Source organism: Phenylobacterium sp., assembly GCF_044372605.1.
Taxonomy (GTDB): domain Bacteria; phylum Pseudomonadota; class Alphaproteobacteria; order Caulobacterales; family Caulobacteraceae; genus Phenylobacterium.
On the sequence record NZ_JBILRO010000012.1, the window covers coordinates 1 to 14,319 of the forward strand.

At 63.2% G+C, this 14,319-nt stretch carries 16 protein-coding genes; 3 read left to right on the forward strand and 13 right to left on the reverse strand.

The window, feature by feature from the left end; translation table 11 throughout:
• Nucleotides 1–953 (forward strand): Ig-like domain-containing protein (locus ACIQ42_RS02195; protein ID WP_397420587.1); only part of this gene is annotated, 953 nt, incomplete at its 5' end.
• Between the two features lie 45 nt (nucleotides 954–998).
• Here ACIQ42_RS02195 and ACIQ42_RS02200 read toward each other — a convergent pair.
• Both ACIQ42_RS02200 and ACIQ42_RS02205 read right to left on the reverse strand, forming a co-directional pair.
• Nucleotides 999–1,772 (reverse strand): SDR family NAD(P)-dependent oxidoreductase, encoded by a 774-nt coding sequence (locus ACIQ42_RS02200; RefSeq protein ID WP_397420588.1) that lies wholly within the window; start codon nucleotides 1,770–1,772, stop codon nucleotides 999–1,001.
• A 93-nt stretch (nucleotides 1,773–1,865) separates the two neighbouring features.
• Nucleotides 1,866–3,353, reverse strand: a complete 1,488-nt coding sequence (locus ACIQ42_RS02205) for a hypothetical protein (RefSeq protein WP_397420589.1) — start codon at nucleotides 3,351–3,353, stop codon at nucleotides 1,866–1,868.
• A gap of 194 nt (nucleotides 3,354–3,547) precedes the next feature.
• Here ACIQ42_RS02205 and ACIQ42_RS02210 point away from each other — a divergent pair, with 194 nt between their 5' ends.
• Nucleotides 3,548–5,470 (forward strand): methyl-accepting chemotaxis protein, encoded by a 1,923-nt coding sequence (locus ACIQ42_RS02210; RefSeq protein ID WP_397420590.1) that lies wholly within the window; start codon nucleotides 3,548–3,550, stop codon nucleotides 5,468–5,470.
• 47 nt (nucleotides 5,471–5,517) lie between these two features.
• Here the strand turns inward: ACIQ42_RS02210 and ACIQ42_RS02215 are convergent, their stop codons facing one another.
• A complete protein-coding gene (locus tag ACIQ42_RS02215; RefSeq protein ID WP_397420591.1) occupies nucleotides 5,518–5,940 on the reverse strand; it encodes a hypothetical protein in 423 nt (140 codons plus the stop codon).
• Between the two features lie 185 nt (nucleotides 5,941–6,125).
• Between ACIQ42_RS02215 and ACIQ42_RS02220 the strand changes: the two genes are divergently transcribed.
• Complete coding sequence (locus tag ACIQ42_RS02220; protein ID WP_397420592.1) at nucleotides 6,126–7,316, forward strand: carbohydrate porin; 1,191 nt, start codon at nucleotides 6,126–6,128, stop codon at nucleotides 7,314–7,316.
• A gap of 18 nt (nucleotides 7,317–7,334) precedes the next feature.
• Here the strand turns inward: ACIQ42_RS02220 and ACIQ42_RS02225 are convergent, their stop codons facing one another.
• The 10 genes from ACIQ42_RS02225 to ACIQ42_RS02270 are packed head-to-tail and all read right to left on the reverse strand — an operon-like array spanning nucleotide 7,335 to nucleotide 14,316.
• Nucleotides 7,335–7,817 carry a chemotaxis protein CheE gene (locus ACIQ42_RS02225; protein WP_397420593.1) on the reverse strand — a complete coding sequence of 161 codons (483 nt, stop codon included), beginning with the start codon at nucleotides 7,815–7,817 and terminating at the stop codon, nucleotides 7,335–7,337.
• Complete coding sequence (locus ACIQ42_RS02230; protein ID WP_397420618.1) at nucleotides 7,814–8,404, reverse strand: response regulator; 591 nt, start codon at nucleotides 8,402–8,404, stop codon at nucleotides 7,814–7,816. The genes ACIQ42_RS02225 and ACIQ42_RS02230 overlap by 4 nt, the downstream gene beginning before the upstream one ends.
• Nucleotides 8,405–8,431: 27 nt before the next feature.
• A complete protein-coding gene (locus ACIQ42_RS02235; protein WP_397420594.1) occupies nucleotides 8,432–8,785 on the reverse strand; it encodes a hypothetical protein in 354 nt (117 codons plus the stop codon).
• Nucleotides 8,786–8,808: 23 nt separating this feature from the next.
• Nucleotides 8,809–9,351 carry a chemotaxis protein CheD gene (locus ACIQ42_RS02240; protein WP_397420595.1) on the reverse strand — a complete coding sequence of 181 codons (543 nt, stop codon included), beginning with the start codon at nucleotides 9,349–9,351 and terminating at the stop codon, nucleotides 8,809–8,811.
• The gene (locus ACIQ42_RS02245) at nucleotides 9,348–9,737 is read right to left on the reverse strand and encodes a response regulator (protein WP_397420596.1); all 390 of its coding nucleotides are present in this window, start codon (nucleotides 9,735–9,737) and stop codon (nucleotides 9,348–9,350) included. Before ACIQ42_RS02245 ends, ACIQ42_RS02240 begins: the two co-directional genes overlap by 4 nt.
• Nucleotides 9,738–10,763 (reverse strand): chemotaxis response regulator protein-glutamate methylesterase, encoded by a 1,026-nt coding sequence (locus ACIQ42_RS02250; protein WP_397420597.1) that lies wholly within the window; start codon nucleotides 10,761–10,763, stop codon nucleotides 9,738–9,740. It abuts the gene before it with no gap.
• A complete protein-coding gene (locus tag ACIQ42_RS02255) occupies nucleotides 10,760–11,035 on the reverse strand; it encodes a CheR family methyltransferase (RefSeq protein WP_397420598.1) in 276 nt (91 codons plus the stop codon). The genes ACIQ42_RS02250 and ACIQ42_RS02255 overlap by 4 nt, the downstream gene beginning before the upstream one ends.
• Nucleotides 11,036–11,060: 25 nt before the next feature.
• On the reverse strand, nucleotides 11,061–11,615 hold the full coding sequence (locus tag ACIQ42_RS02260; RefSeq protein WP_397420599.1) for a CheR family methyltransferase: 555 nt from the start codon (nucleotides 11,613–11,615) through the stop codon (nucleotides 11,061–11,063).
• Nucleotides 11,612–12,079 (reverse strand): chemotaxis protein CheW, encoded by a 468-nt coding sequence (locus ACIQ42_RS02265; RefSeq protein WP_397420600.1) that lies wholly within the window; start codon nucleotides 12,077–12,079, stop codon nucleotides 11,612–11,614. The genes ACIQ42_RS02260 and ACIQ42_RS02265 overlap by 4 nt, the downstream gene beginning before the upstream one ends.
• A 2-nt stretch (nucleotides 12,080–12,081) precedes the next feature.
• Complete coding sequence (locus ACIQ42_RS02270; RefSeq protein ID WP_397420601.1) at nucleotides 12,082–14,316, reverse strand: chemotaxis protein CheA; 2,235 nt, start codon at nucleotides 14,314–14,316, stop codon at nucleotides 12,082–12,084.
• Between the last annotated feature and the right edge of the window lie 3 nt (nucleotides 14,317–14,319).

The window sequence follows — 14,319 nt, forward strand, 5'->3', positions numbered from 1 at the left end:
GCACGACGAGCTCCAACAACTACGCCATCAATACGACGCGGCCGACCGCGACCATCGCGGTGGCCAAAACGACCCTTCTGGCGGGCGAGACCTCGGCGGTGACCATCACCTTCTCCGAGGCGGTGACCGGCTTCACCAACGCCGACCTGACCATCGCCAACGGCACACTGAGCGCGGTCGCCTCGGCCGACGGCGGCATCACCTGGACCGCGACCTTGACGCCGAACGCGGACGTGACCGACACCACCAACGTCATCACCCTTGCGAACACCGGCGTCGCCAACGCCGCCGGCAACACCGGGATCGGCACGAGGGATTCCAACAACTATGAGATCGATACGACGCGGGAGCCGGACCTGCTTCCGCCTCCGCCGCCTCCGATCTCGATGCCCGGCACGTCCGGCACGTCCGGCACTGACTCGATCACGGGGAACAGTCCGGGCAAATTGGTCGAAGCGGGTGCCGGCAACGACACCGTGAATGGCGGCGAAGGGATGGACTACCTGCAAGGCAACGCCGGCGCGGACAGCCTGAGCGGCGGCGGCGGCGGCGACCAGTTGCTGGGGGGCAGGGACAACGACTTCGTGCATGGCAACGCCGGCAACGACACTTGTTTTGGCGACGACGGTGACGACATTGTCCGGGGCGGCCAGGGCAACGACCTCGTCAACGGCGGAAACGGCAACGACTTCGTCTCCGGCGACAAGGGCGATGACACCATATCAGGCGGCGCTGGCGCAGACCTCTTCCACACCTTCGGTGAGGCCGGTCTGGACCTCGTCATCGACTTCGACGCAGCGGAAGGCGACCGTGTGAATCTCGATCCCGGGGCCCAGTACACTGTGGCCCAGGTGGGCGGCGACACGGTCATAACGCTGACCGGAGGTGGTCAAATGGTGCTGCAGGGTGTGCAGCTCTCGGCCTTGACCGACGGTTGGATTGTAGGCGCTTAGCAGAGCCCCGCGTCTGGCATCACCACGCTGTCCACGGCGCGTCGCCTATCGTCCACTCTGGCCGTCGTCGACGCGGATGCATGCGCCGGTGACGACCTCCGAGGCGGGCGAGACCAGAAACAGCAGCGTTGAGTCCAGTTGCGCGGGGTCGCCGATGCGCTTGCGCGGGAAGCGCTGCGAAATATCGCCTACCCGTGAAAGCATCCCGTCCATCATTTCGGACGAGAATGCGCCCGGCGCGATCGCGTTGACGTTGATGTTGGCGCTGGCCCATTCCACGGCCAGGGCCTCGGTCATGCGCACGACCGCCGACTTGGTGATCGAATAGAGCGCCGCACCGTTACCGCTGTACTCAAAGGCCGCGACAGAGGCGATGTTGACGATCCGGCCCGGCTGTTTGGCGGCCATCAGGCGTCGGGCCACCTCGCAGGACAGGATGTAGGGCGCGCGAAGGTTAACCCCGATCACCCGGTCGATCAGGTCCACCGACATTTTCACCGCGCGCTGGGCGTCAGGTATACCGGCATTGTTCACCAGAATGTTCACGGTCCCCAGCGCTGCCTCGGCCTGGCCCACGACGGCCAGGAGCTGGTCGGCGTCGGCGACGTCGAGCTCCAGAGCGACGGCCTCGCCCCCTTCAGCCCGGATCTCGGCCGCCAGGGCTTCCAGCCGGTCCAGCCGCCGCGCGGTGAGCGCCACCCTGGCGCCGCAACGCGCCAGCGTTCGGGCGAACCGTACGCCCAGACCCGACGAGGCGCCGGTTACCAGAGCCACCTGTCCAGTCAGGTCCGTGGAGACATTTGGAATAGGGTAGGTCATGAGCGGGCTCCTTTTGAACGGCGACTCTGCCACGGTCTCGGTAGCCAGTCGCCGTCTTCGTTAGGAAACCTGCCATCTGCATGATCGATGACCTCAGGCCGCCTGGTTTGACGTTTCGTCCTGGTTCACACACAGCAGGCCATCTTCGAAGTCGAGGAAGATGTCCATGAGTTCGTCGGGACTGACCGTTACCCGGCGTCCAATGGGGAACCTGTAGCGCCAGAAGCTCAGAATGTGCTGGACCGCGCCGGACTGCTCGCCCAGCGACATGAACATGTCGGGCGCGGCGAGCAAGAAATCCCGGAAAGCAGTGGGCTGGCCGTCCTGCGTCAGTGATGCGTAGGCGTTGTCGTACACTGCCAGCATCCTGTTGACGCCGTACACCGCCTGCGAGATCGCAGCTTCCAGCCGCCTCCGGGCTTTGGGCAGATAGTTGTTGGAGTCCGGAGATTTTGGGCCGCGCGGATGGATGGTCGCCACCTCCTTCAACACCTGCCCGATTTGTGGCCCCAGCTCATCCAGAACCCACTTGTAGTATAGAAATCCGCGCCATCCGAAAACGCCGTCGGCGTAGTCCTTGTCGCTGAGACGAAGGCCTTCCTTGAGCGGGCCGAAACCCTCATCAGGCGAATTTGACAGGAGTTTATCTACAAGTCTGGACGCCGCTTGCGCTGTATCGCCTGATTGCTCTGACGAGAGACCTACGAGCGCCGTCACCTGCGCGCGTACAAAGGCGTACATTCGTTCAACGTCGGCATCCGAAATGGCGAAATAGCCGCGTGCCGGTTCAAAGCCGTTTCTTTTCAGATTCTCTCGCAAGAGAAACGGGTCGAGCGAGGGGAGTTCGTCTATGAGTTCAAGCACCTGACGATCACGCCGTCCGGATCGCAGACTTTCTCCGAACATCTCCTCGGCGGTTTCGTCGAAGTCGCGTTGCCCGACCATAAGGAATCGCGCGCCAAGCTTGAGGTCATATCCGTCGATCGGCGCCATGATCTTCGTCGCCGACGCCCGCGGCTTCGAGAACAGTTCCAGTTCGTGGGGCCGAATCCGATGCTTGACGATGATGCTGGAGTTGAGAATGCGGTTCTCAAAAAATGGCCGCGCCTTCAGTGTCGGTTCATCCGTTGAATTACGCATCGTAGCAGCCAAATTCAGGACGCGCGCGGTTGAGGCTGACTCCTCAAGCACCACCAGGCTTCTTACAGTGCGATCTCTCACGGATTTGCTTCCGGCATATTCGTTTGACCCCGCAGATCGGCCCCGGTCCCCATGGGTGGACCGATCAGCTTGGCGCATGATGGGCTGAAACTGGAAACATCCCCCTAAGTTTGCCGATAAGATCCACGCCATCAGTTCATGCCCCGGCGGAGGGAGACCTGGAAATCTGGGCCCGCATTTGCTCACCCAACCGGAGCCTTTGAACGGGTTGCCCCCGATGGCTTCGAGCATGGGCCAATCCGCGCTGGCGCGGGTCTCGCTCATGCGCACGACCGCCGATCCGGTGATTGGATAGAACGCAGCGCCATTGCCGCTGTACTCAAAGGCGGCGACAGAGGCGATGTTGACGCGGAAACTCACGGTCCCTGGTGTCGCCTCGGGTCGGCCCACGACGGCCAGGAGCCTTTCGACGACGGTGACATGATCACTCGCGCCGGTCGCGACGCCATTTCGTGGATGTTAACCTTACGGCGCCAACGTTCCTCAACCCGTAACGTGCTTTTGCGTTCAGCTCAGGGTTGCTGAAAACAATAATTCAATCCTGAGGCAAAGTGATGTTTCGGACTATCAAACAAAAGTCGATCGTCGCCGGCATTGCGATCTTCATGCTCACCAGCATGGTAGCCGGCGCAGGCTTGTTTGCGGTGGCTGACCTGAACGCTGGATTGAAGCAGACGGAGCAGTCAGCCCGCCTGGTGCGCAGCCACATGGAAGCCGACATGATGCACGACGCGATCCGCGGCGATGCCTTTGCTGCCCTGCTGGCCACCAATCCCGCGCTTGGTATCGATCCCGCTGCCGTGAAGCAGGATATGATCGACCACGGCAGACAGTTTTCTGAGGCCATCTCGAACAGCGAGACCTTGGCCAATGGTAGTCTCCGACCCGCGCTGAATGAACTGAAACAGCCTCTTGCCGACTACCAGAAGATAGGGATGGACATTGTCGACCTGGCCCGATCGAACCCTCAGGGGGCGGCGGCGATGCTCCCCGAATTCCAGGCGAAATTCGAACGCCTTGAGACGCTGATGGCTGAGGCCTCGGACAAGATCGAGGCAGACTCGGCCCAGAATGTGAAAGATGCTGATCTCAAGGCCGGAATAGGCCAGATGATCATGGGCGTCGCCCTTCTGGTCGGTGCTGCGGTCAGCCTGATCATCGTCTTGCTGATGAATCGGCTTGTGGTGAATCCGGTCGCGCGGCTGACGAACACGATGTCGAACCTTGCAAACGGAGAGACGGTCCAGAAAGTTCCCGGGATCGAGCGTACGGACGAGATCGGCGAGATGTCGCGCGCGACCGAAACCTTCCGGATCATGGGCGAGGAGAAGGCGCGCCTGGAAACCGAGGCGGAAGCCGCGCGGATAGGCGCAGATGAGCATCGCGCTGAGGTCGAGCGGCTCAGCCGGGCAAAGTCCGAGGACCTCGTCGTTCAGGCGCTCGCCCAGAGTCTGGGCCGGATGGCGCAGGGTGACCTGACCTGCGAAATCACGACTGAGTTCCCGCCGCAGTACGAGCAGATCAGGACGGACTTCAATGCGGCGCTGGAAGGCCTTGCGGAGTCCCTACAGTTGATCTCCAGCGCTACCGGCGCGATCCAGGGCGGTTCGGAGGAGATCGCTCACGCGACCGACGACCTTTGCAAGCGTACCGAGCAGCAGGCCGCCAGCCTGGAAGAGACGGCTGCCGCGCTGGACGAAATCACCGCCACCGTGAAGCGGAGCGCAGAGGGCGCCAAGCAGGCGGCGGCCGCGGCATCGGGCGCCACGCTTGATGCTGAACAGTCCGGTACAATCGTGTCGGACGCGGTTCAGGCCATGGGCGAAATCCGTAGCGGTTCGAACCAGATCAGCCAGATCATCGGCGTGATCGACGAGATTGCGTTCCAGACCAACCTGCTCGCGCTGAACGCCGGGGTGGAAGCCGCCCGGGCTGGCGACGCGGGTCGCGGCTTCGCCGTGGTCGCCCAGGAAGTCAGGGCGCTGGCCCAGAGGTCCGCTGACGCCGCCAAGGAGATCAAGGCGTTGATCTCATCGTCCTCCGCGCAGGTGGAACGCGGCGTGAAGCTGGTGGACGATACCGGCCAGGCGCTGGTGGGGATTGCCGGCAAGGTTACCGAGATCGATTCGCTGATCCGCGAAATCTCGCAGTCTTCCCAGGAGCAGGCGACAGCGCTGGCTCAGGTAAACACAGCCATCAACCAGATGGACCAGTTCACCCAGCAGAATGCCGCGATGGTGGAGGAAGCCACCGCTGCCGCTTCGAACCTGCAGGGTGAAACCCGAGACCTGGCCAAGACCGTGAGCCGCTTCAGGATCGTAAAGGGCGGTTCCAGCCAGGCTGCGCCGCAGTTGGCGAATCCCCGCAGACACGCCCCCGCGCCCAATCCCGTGGCGCAGGCACAGGCGCGCATCAAGACGTTCGCCAATGGAACGCCGGCGTCCAGCGCCTCGGCAGACGGTTGGGAAGAATTCTGAACTGACCCCGAACGGACAGGTCCCGACCCGTACGGCCAGGCAGCCGATCAGTTGTTGGCGGCGGGGCATTGAGCGCCGCCAATACGGTCGGCGCATACTCTGACGGAATCTCCCGTCGCTAAGGCCTGCGCCATGGGAATGGCGAAGGTCGCACAGGCTCGATCAGCAGTTCCCAAAGTCGTCGGCAGTTGCAGACGGCTGTTCTGGACCAGCCGTCCAGACGCGTCGCGCTGAACCAGTTGAAGGCCGACCCGGCCCGTCGCGATCCTGCTCGGCGCGCGGCAAACCTCCCCGCGCAATTCTCGACGACCATCCGATTCCGCCAGCACGGCGTTGCGAACCAGCAAGCCGACCGTTGGCAGGGATTCAATATTTCCGGCGGCATGGAGACCGCTGACATTGGAGGAAGCGCTGGCTTCACCGAGGACGACGAAGGACAGAGCGACCAGTGTGGCTGCGAACCGCATCATGATGTGTCCCATTATGAACCCGTAGTCGATCCTCACGCAAGAGATGGACCCAAATCCGACGAGTCAAGAAACAACCGGAATGCAAATTTAACCATGGTCAATTTACTTGCGTTAAATATCAACGAACAGTAAATTAGTACTTCAACTGTATGATTACTTGCATCAGACACATATAAATGTGGGTAATGATGCGAACACTGAAGAAATTGCTATTCTACGGTGGCGCCGCGCTGGCCTTCACCTATGGATGCCTGACTGCGGCCCCCGCGTGGGCGGACGAGCCTAAGCCCGATAGCCCGCTGGTCGTCACCATCGACTACAGCCTCGACACGGTCGGCATCGTCAAGGGCGGCGCTGTGCGACGGGCACAGACCTTGGACCACCTGAGCCTCGGGCTGGACATCGATCTGGATCGCGCTTTGGGTCTGGGCGGCTTCTCGGCCCACATAGAAGGCTCAAACACCAGCGGGGGCGCGCCAGGTGAGCGCGCAGGCGCACTGCAGGGTGTGGACAACATTGAAGTCTCCGCGCGACGCTTGCGCCTGTATCAGGCCTGGCTTGAGGCCGGGCTGGCGCAGGATCGCGTGAACCTGCGGGTCGGCTTTTCGGACCTGAGCGGCGAGTTCGCCACCAGCGACGCGTCGGGTTTTCTGCTGAACCCCAGTTTCGGCTTCGCGCCGGAGTTCGCCGCCAGTGGCGCGGCCGCCTTTCCCTCAACGGCGCTTGGCGCCAGGCTGAGAGTGGCGCCGACCGAGGCCACCTATGTTCAGGTCGCGGTTGTCAACGCACGGGCCGGCGTTCCCGGCGATGACGGTGGCGCGGACTTCAGCTTCAACGACGGCGAGATCCTGGTCGCCGAAGCCGGCTGGACCGGAAACGGCCGGGTGACTTTGGGCTACTGGCGGCTGAGCAAGAAGCAGGATGACCTTCTGACCATTGACAGCTCAGGCGCGCCGGTTAGCCGGATCGCTGAGGGTGCCTATGCCGCGGCTGAGCAGACCCTCCTCAAGACAGAGGACGGCGCCCGAACGGCCGTCGGCTTTGCTCGCGCAGGATTGTCTGATGGTCGCACCACGCCCTTCCGGGCCAGCTTTCAGGCCGGCGTTCTGCTTCAGCCGGCGGTATCATCACGCCCTGAGTCCACACTGACGGCGGGTGTCACCCATGCCTGGCTCTCGACAGCCTATCGTGGCGCCGAAGCTGCCGCCGGCAATCCCCTGGCGCGGTCCGAAACCGTGTTCGAGCTGACCTATTCGGATCAGTTGACCAGAAACATTCGGATCCAGCCGGATCTGCAGTATGTGCGCAACCCCTCGGCCGCGCCCGGCGCACGTGACGCAATCGTGGCCGGCCTGAGAATCAATATCGGCTTCTGACCGGCAGGGCCTTGCGGATCAGGCTTCGCCAGCCCGCTTGGCCGTGACGTCGCTCAGGCCTTGCAGCACGGTCTTGCGCTGCGCCGCCGTCAGCTTCTGTCCCTGCGACCGCAGCACCTTCAGGGTCGCCAAATGCACGTCGATCGCGTCCCAGTCGCAGGTATTGTTGGCGCGACTGCGCGCCACCAGTTCGCAGACCGCGCGCGCAGCCTCTTCAAGGCCGGAGTTGGGCAGGCCGCCGCCAGCGTCGATGATCTGCGAGGCGCTTTCGTATAGCCGATCAAACGAGAGCGAGGTGCGGTCGGGATTGCCGGAACCGTATAACTGCTCAATCAGAGCCAGCTGATCATCGATGATCTCCACGCTGGCGTCCTTGAGGCTGGCCAGAGCCACGTTTGCGCGCTTGACCGCCTCGCCCGCCGCAAGCCCACCCTTTCCCCTCGCCACCGTCGCCAGTTTCGCCAGCTTGTTCGAAACCCGGATAAACTTGACACCACTCACAGGACTACCTTCGCCGGCTTCATCAATGCGTTGATCTGATCTTGACTGAGATTCGGCTGGCTGGCTTCCCCTACCGCGCCCTTCAGGTCACCGCTGCGCCGCCCGTCAGTCCCCGCAGGAGGTCCGAGCCGCTTGAAACGACGATCCGGGCCGCAATATCCGTCGGACTGTACAAACTGACGTTCCTCATGGCTGAGCCAGAACAGGCGCTGTAGCAGCACGCGCGGCACCAGCGGCTTGGCGACGGTGAAGTTGGCGCCCAGATCGCGCGCCTTGGTCACGTCGGACTGCGGGGTGTGCCCTGTAATGATCACGATCGGCACGAAACGCACCGGCTCCGGCGCCTCCCGGCGGATCCACTCGGTGAGTTGATAACCGCTCTCACCGGGCATCTGGGCGTCGGTAAGGACAATGTCGATCCCCCCGCGCGCAATCGCCTGGCGGGCGGCTGCTGGCCCCTCGACCTTGATCATGCGGCGAACGCCGAATCCCGAGACAACCTGGGCCATGATGTCGAGGGCATGTTGGTTGTCGTCAACCAGGAGAAAGTGGATGTTCTCCAGGTTAAGTCGATCCCCATCTAGCATTCGCTTCAAGCCGGCGCTCCGTTGATCTCACCAGAGTTCGGGGTCGGCATGTTCCGCCGGATCCGAAGCCGTCCCCGCGAGGCGATCCCGAAGAGCCGAAAGCTTGACACTCGTCAGGAAACTCTCGGGCAAGCACAGATCAGCGGGACAGGAGGCAGCCGCACGATTCAATACCTGCGCTATCTCAATCAGCGTTTGGGATAGCAAGTCAACAGCCTGCAAGCGCTCGATTATACTGTTTGAGAGTCTCTCTGGGCCAATTTCGGATATCATCGTTTGGCAATCAATGGCCACAATTGCATTCGCATTCAATTCGCGTGAAACTTGCAGCATCAGTTCGAACAGCGGCAGGCCACCGACAGTCGCGCCGTCCTCGGTCACTGTCGAGCCTGCAGGGCCGGGCATCAGAACAGCTCGATCTCATCGTCAATGACATGGCGTGGCGCCGGGCGGGCGGACGCAGTGTCAACGAACTGATCCACCTCACGCTGGCGGGCCCGACCGCCTACGGGCCAGAACTCGACGCGTCGCGCGCGGCGTCCACCCAGGCTCTCACCGACAATCGGGATTCCCTCGGTGGCCAGAAACCGGCGAGCGAACCGGGCGTTGTCCGCGCCGATGTCGTTGAGGCGCTCCATCATCTTGGCGCCGCCGAACAGCTTGGCCTGGAGCCGCTCGCGTGAGGCGCCCAGCTTCAACAGGTCGTTGATCAGCACTTCCATCGCGTAGGCGCCGTAGCGCATGGCTTCCGCTCCGTCACCGTCCGCCAGTAGAAAGTGATTCATGCCGCCCACCCCGCGAACCGGGTCGTACAAACAGGCCGCGACACAGGAACCAAGCACCGTCGACATCGACGCGTCGGGGTCCGAAGAGACGCAATGATCGCCCTGAACCACATGCAACTTGGTCGCGCCGGGAAATCTTGGCGCCAATGCCGCCTGACTCATGTCAACGCCCCGAACACTTCCTCGATCTTCTCGCGAAGGGTAGCGACGGTGAACGGCTTCACCAGATAGTTGTTGACGCCAAATTGAGCCGCGCGCTGAACCAGTTCCGGGTCGGCCCGACCGGTCAGCATGATCACGGCAGTGTTCTTGATGGGCTCATAGGCCCGGATCGCGCGCAGCAGGCCCAGACCGTCAAGCTTGGGCATGTTGAAGTCTGTGATCACCAGATGCGCCGGGCGGGCCACCAGGGCGGCTACGGCCTCCTCGCCGTCTGCGGCCTCGCGGGTGTTTGTCACGCCGATCTGTTGCAGGCCATTGCGCACCAGCGAACGGATTGTGAGCTGATCATCAACAATGAGAACGGACAAAGCAGAGGCGGCGGGCATCTATCGTCTTCTCTCAGCGAGGGTCAAAATCATCGGGCCGATCTTGTCCAGGGTCACCTGATGCTCGACGCCGCCTATCTCATGGGCCACGCGCGGCATGCCATAGACGACGCAGCTTTCCTCGCTCTGGCCCACGGTGCGCGCGCCGGCGCTGCGCATGGTCTTGAGCGAGGCGGCCCCGTCCCGGCCCATGCCGGTAAGGATGACCCCGACCGCAGCAGGACCGCAGGCTGCAGCCACCGAGGCGAACAGAACGTCTACCGACGGGCAATGACCGCTGACCGGCTCACCTTCCCGGAGCCGGCACCTGAGCCCGGGTCCGGATTTCACCACTTCGAGATGGGTTTCGCCGCCGGGCCCCAGATAGATGAATCCTGGCTGTAGCGGCGCGCCATCGACAGCCTCCGACACATTGGCGGGCGTCGCGCGATCCAGTCGGGCCGCAAAGCTCTTGGTAAACAACGCCGGCATGTGCTGGGTGATCACCGTCGGCGGGCAGTTGACCGGGAAATGAGAGATCACGTTCAGCAAGGCCTCGACGCCGCCCGTCGATGCGCCGATGGCGATCACGTCGTTCGATCCGCTGAATACGGTCGCCGTCCGGGGCGCGGGCTTGGAGGAGGGTCGCACGCGAGCCTTCGCCGCAGACTTCACCTTGTCGGCCAGTTCGCCCAGACCACTTCGGGCGTCGATGGTATTGGAGGGTTTGCCGATACAGTCGACGGCGCCCAGCTCAAGCGCCTTGAGGGTCGCCTCGGCGCCGGCCTGGGTGAGGGTCGAGACCATGACCACCGGCATTGGCCGCAGCCGCATAATCCGCTCAAGGAAGTCGAGGCCGTTCATGTTCGGCATTTCGATGTCCAGCGTGATCACATCCGGATTCAGGTCCTTGATGGCCTGACGGGCCTCATGAGGATCCCCGGCGAAACCCACGACGTCGATTTCCGGGTCGCGCCTGAGCAACGCGCCAATCAAGCCACGCATGGTGGGCGAATCATCAACCACAACGACCCGGACGGCGCTCATGATCTGGCTGACTCCGAGCGCCGGTAGACCGTAAGGCCGTCGGATACCAGGCCGGGCACTCTGGCGCTGACGCGCTCGGAGTGGCCGATGTACAGGCGGCCCGTTGGGGCCAGCAGCGGCGAGAACCGCGAACAGATCCTTTCCTGTGTCGGGTCGTCGAAATAGATCATGACGTTGCGGCAGAAGATCGCGTCGAAGGGTCCGCGCACCGGCCAGTCGCCGATCAGGTTAAGTTCCTTGAAACTCACGAGCGACCGCACCTCCTCGCCCATCTGCCAGGCGTCCCGATCGGCGGGATCACGGCGTATCCACAAGATCGTCCGGATAGGTCGCGGCGCGGGCCTGGGCCAGGATCCTGGAATCGATGTCGGTGGCCAGAATCTTGATGTCCAGCTTCGGCGCATCCGGCAGCACGGACAACACTGTCAGGGCCATGGAATAGGGCTCCTGGCCGCTGGAACAGGCCGCCGACCACAGCCGCATACGGCCGCCGCCCTTCAGGAACGGGATCGCCGGGCGCAGCACCTTGTCAAGCAGATGATCGAAATGGTGCGGCTCGCGATAGAAACGCGTCACATTGGTCGTGAGCGAATTGAGCATGGCGCCACGCTCTTCGGCCCCTGCGGGCGAGGCCACGAGCGCGCAGTAATCCTTGAAGGTCGGCAGTCCCAGAATCCGTAGTCGTTTGGCCAGCCGGGAATAGACCAGACTCGCCTTTGACTCGGTCAAGGCGAGCCCGGCCTGTTCGTAGATCAGGGCCGAGATGCGCTGGAAATCCTCGCTCGTGAAGCTGTACTCGCCCTCGACCAGCGACTCCCTGTCGGGTGAACGTCGGAGGGCGGACGCACTCATGCGGCCAGGCTTTCAATTTCCGGCAGCAGGCGCTCCACGGCGATCTCGCTGACCATCCGGTCATCGATGGTGATCAGGCCCCGCACAAAGGCCTTTACCTGATCGCAGCCCACGTCCGGGGTCGGCTGGATCTGGTCCGGACTGATCGAGAGGATGTCGGACACAGCGTCCACGAGCAGGCCGACCAGGCGTTCTCCCACCTGCACCACAATGATCACCGAGCGCTCGGACGGCTGGGTCGCGGGCAGGTCCAGGCGCGCCGCCAGATCCATGATCGGCAGGACGGCGCCGCGCAGATTGATCACGCCGCGCATGTAGTGCGGGCTCTGCGGCAGCGGCGTTGCAACGCTCCAGCCACGGATCTCGCGGACCGCCATGATGTCGACGCAGTACTCCTGCTCGCCTGTCCAGAACGAGGTCAGCTCACGGCGTTGGCTGGCTCCGGGGGTTGTCTGCTGGTTCATGTTCACTCCGCAGCTTGAATTGTGGGTTCTGGGGCCCGCAGCGTCTCGCGTTTACGCATGGCGACCAACGCGTCGACGTCCAGGATCAGGGCCACGCGCCCGTCTCCGAGGATCGTGGCCGCGGCAATGCCGGGCACCTGCTGATAGTTGGACTCCAGCGACTTGATGACGACCTGTCTCTGCCCGTGGATGCTATCGGCGACGAGGGCTGCACGACTGCCGTCCTCGCTCTCCACCAAAAGGACAACGCCCGCAGCTGGATTCACCTCGGTGGTCTGGAAACTCAGCACCCGGCCTATATCGACCAACGGCACGTAGGTATCGCGAACCGCCAGGACACTGCCCTGGGGACCCAGTTTCTTCACGTCCGTCGCCGAGGGCCGCAGGCTCTCCACGATGGCAGTCAAGGGCACCACCAGGGTCTGGCCGGCTACGTCAATGACCATGCCATCCAGCACCGCCAGGGTCAGAGGCAGGCTGAGCGTGAAGGTCGAGCCCTGGCCGGGCCGCGAACTGATGGAGATACGGCCGCCCAGCCCCTGAACGGACTTACGAACCACATCCATACCAACGCCCCGTCCTGAGATGTCCGAAACCGCGTTGGCGGTCGAGAACCCGGGCAGGAAAATCAGGTTATCCACTTCTTCGTCGGTCAGCTGCGCGTCGGCCGAAATCAGCCCGCGATCAATGGCGATCTGACGAACGCGGGGGCGATTGATGCCCTTTCCGTCGTCGGCGACCTCAATCACAATCCGTCCGCCTCGGTGAAGCGCCGCAAGGCGCACGACGCCCTCTGCCGGCTTGTTGGCGGCCGCACGTTCTTCCGGCGATTCCAGTCCGTGGTCGATGGCGTTGCGCAGCATGTGCGTGATCGGCTCGGAGATCCGCTCGATCACCGTCTTGTCGACCTCGGTGTTCTCGCCCTCTGTGACCAGGCGAACCTGCTTGCCGGTCTGACTGGCCACCTCGCGCACCAGACGCGGCATCCGCTGGAACACGGACCTCACCGACTGGGCCCGGATCGCCATGACGCTGTCCTGGATGTCGCGGGTCAGTTGTTCGAGCTCATCCAGACCCCGTCCGACGTCTGAGGACGCGGCGAACCCATGGCCGGCGACGCGCTGCGCCAGCATGGCCTGGTTGATGACCAGTTCGCCGACCAGGTCGATCAGCTTGTCGATCCGCTCGGGGTCAACCCGGATGGTGGCCTGATTGGCTTTTTCGGCCGCGGCCGGGGCCGCCTGGGCAGCTGTTGACTTCCTGGCGACCGGCAGCTCTGCAACGGGTGCTGAAGCCACCGAGACCGGAGCTGGCGCGGGCGCGACCTCGGGGATCTCCACCTTCAGGGGCGTAAAGGCGGGTTCGGGTTCGACATTCGCGGCCTGAGCCGCCGCGATGATCGCAGCGATGTCCGGCCCGCCGCCTGGCGCGGCGGGCGCCTGCGGCGCGGCCTCACGCACGATGGTGATGGCGCAATCGCCTTCCACAAACTCGAAGACCTCGCGAATCTGGGCTTCGGAGGCCGCAGTGGTCAATCGCACCTTCCAGGCGATGTGAGCCGACTCAGGCTCGAGGTGGTCAAAGAGCGGCAGGGCGTCGTCCAGAAGTTCAACCTCGATCGCGCCCAGACGCTCGATCTCTCGGATCAGCAAACCCGCTTCATTGGCCTTGGAATAGAGATCATCCATCGGCTGGAACGTGATCGCCCAGACCCCCTGGGAAGGGCTTTCGTCCATCTCGGAAATGGACAGCATGATCGGCTTGAAGACGATGCCGTCATCGTTCGGCTGGGCCGCGACGGGCGACGGAGCGGGCACGGGTACGGAGGCGCTCGGCTCTGCTGTTGCTGCGACTCCGGAGATCCAGCTTTCAAGCTCCTCAACCATGGCGGCGGTGGTGACCGGATCACCTTCACCGCCAACTTTTGCGGCGACCACATGATCGGCCAGCACATCGGCAGCCCGGAGCAGGACCTTCAGAAGCTCCGGGGTCAGGTCCGTCTTGCCGCTACGGACATTGTCCAGCAGGGTTTCGAACACGTGGGCGTAACGAACCAGAGCCTCGAGGCCGAACGCACCGGCCCCGCCTTTCACCGAATGAACCGCGCGGAACACGGCATTGACCAACTCGGGGTCGGTATTGCCGCCCTGGATGTTCAGAAGGCCGGCTTCTAGATCGCCCATCAGTTCGTCACATTCCTGGAAGAACGTGAGCTTGATTTCCTCGAGCTCGTCCATGAG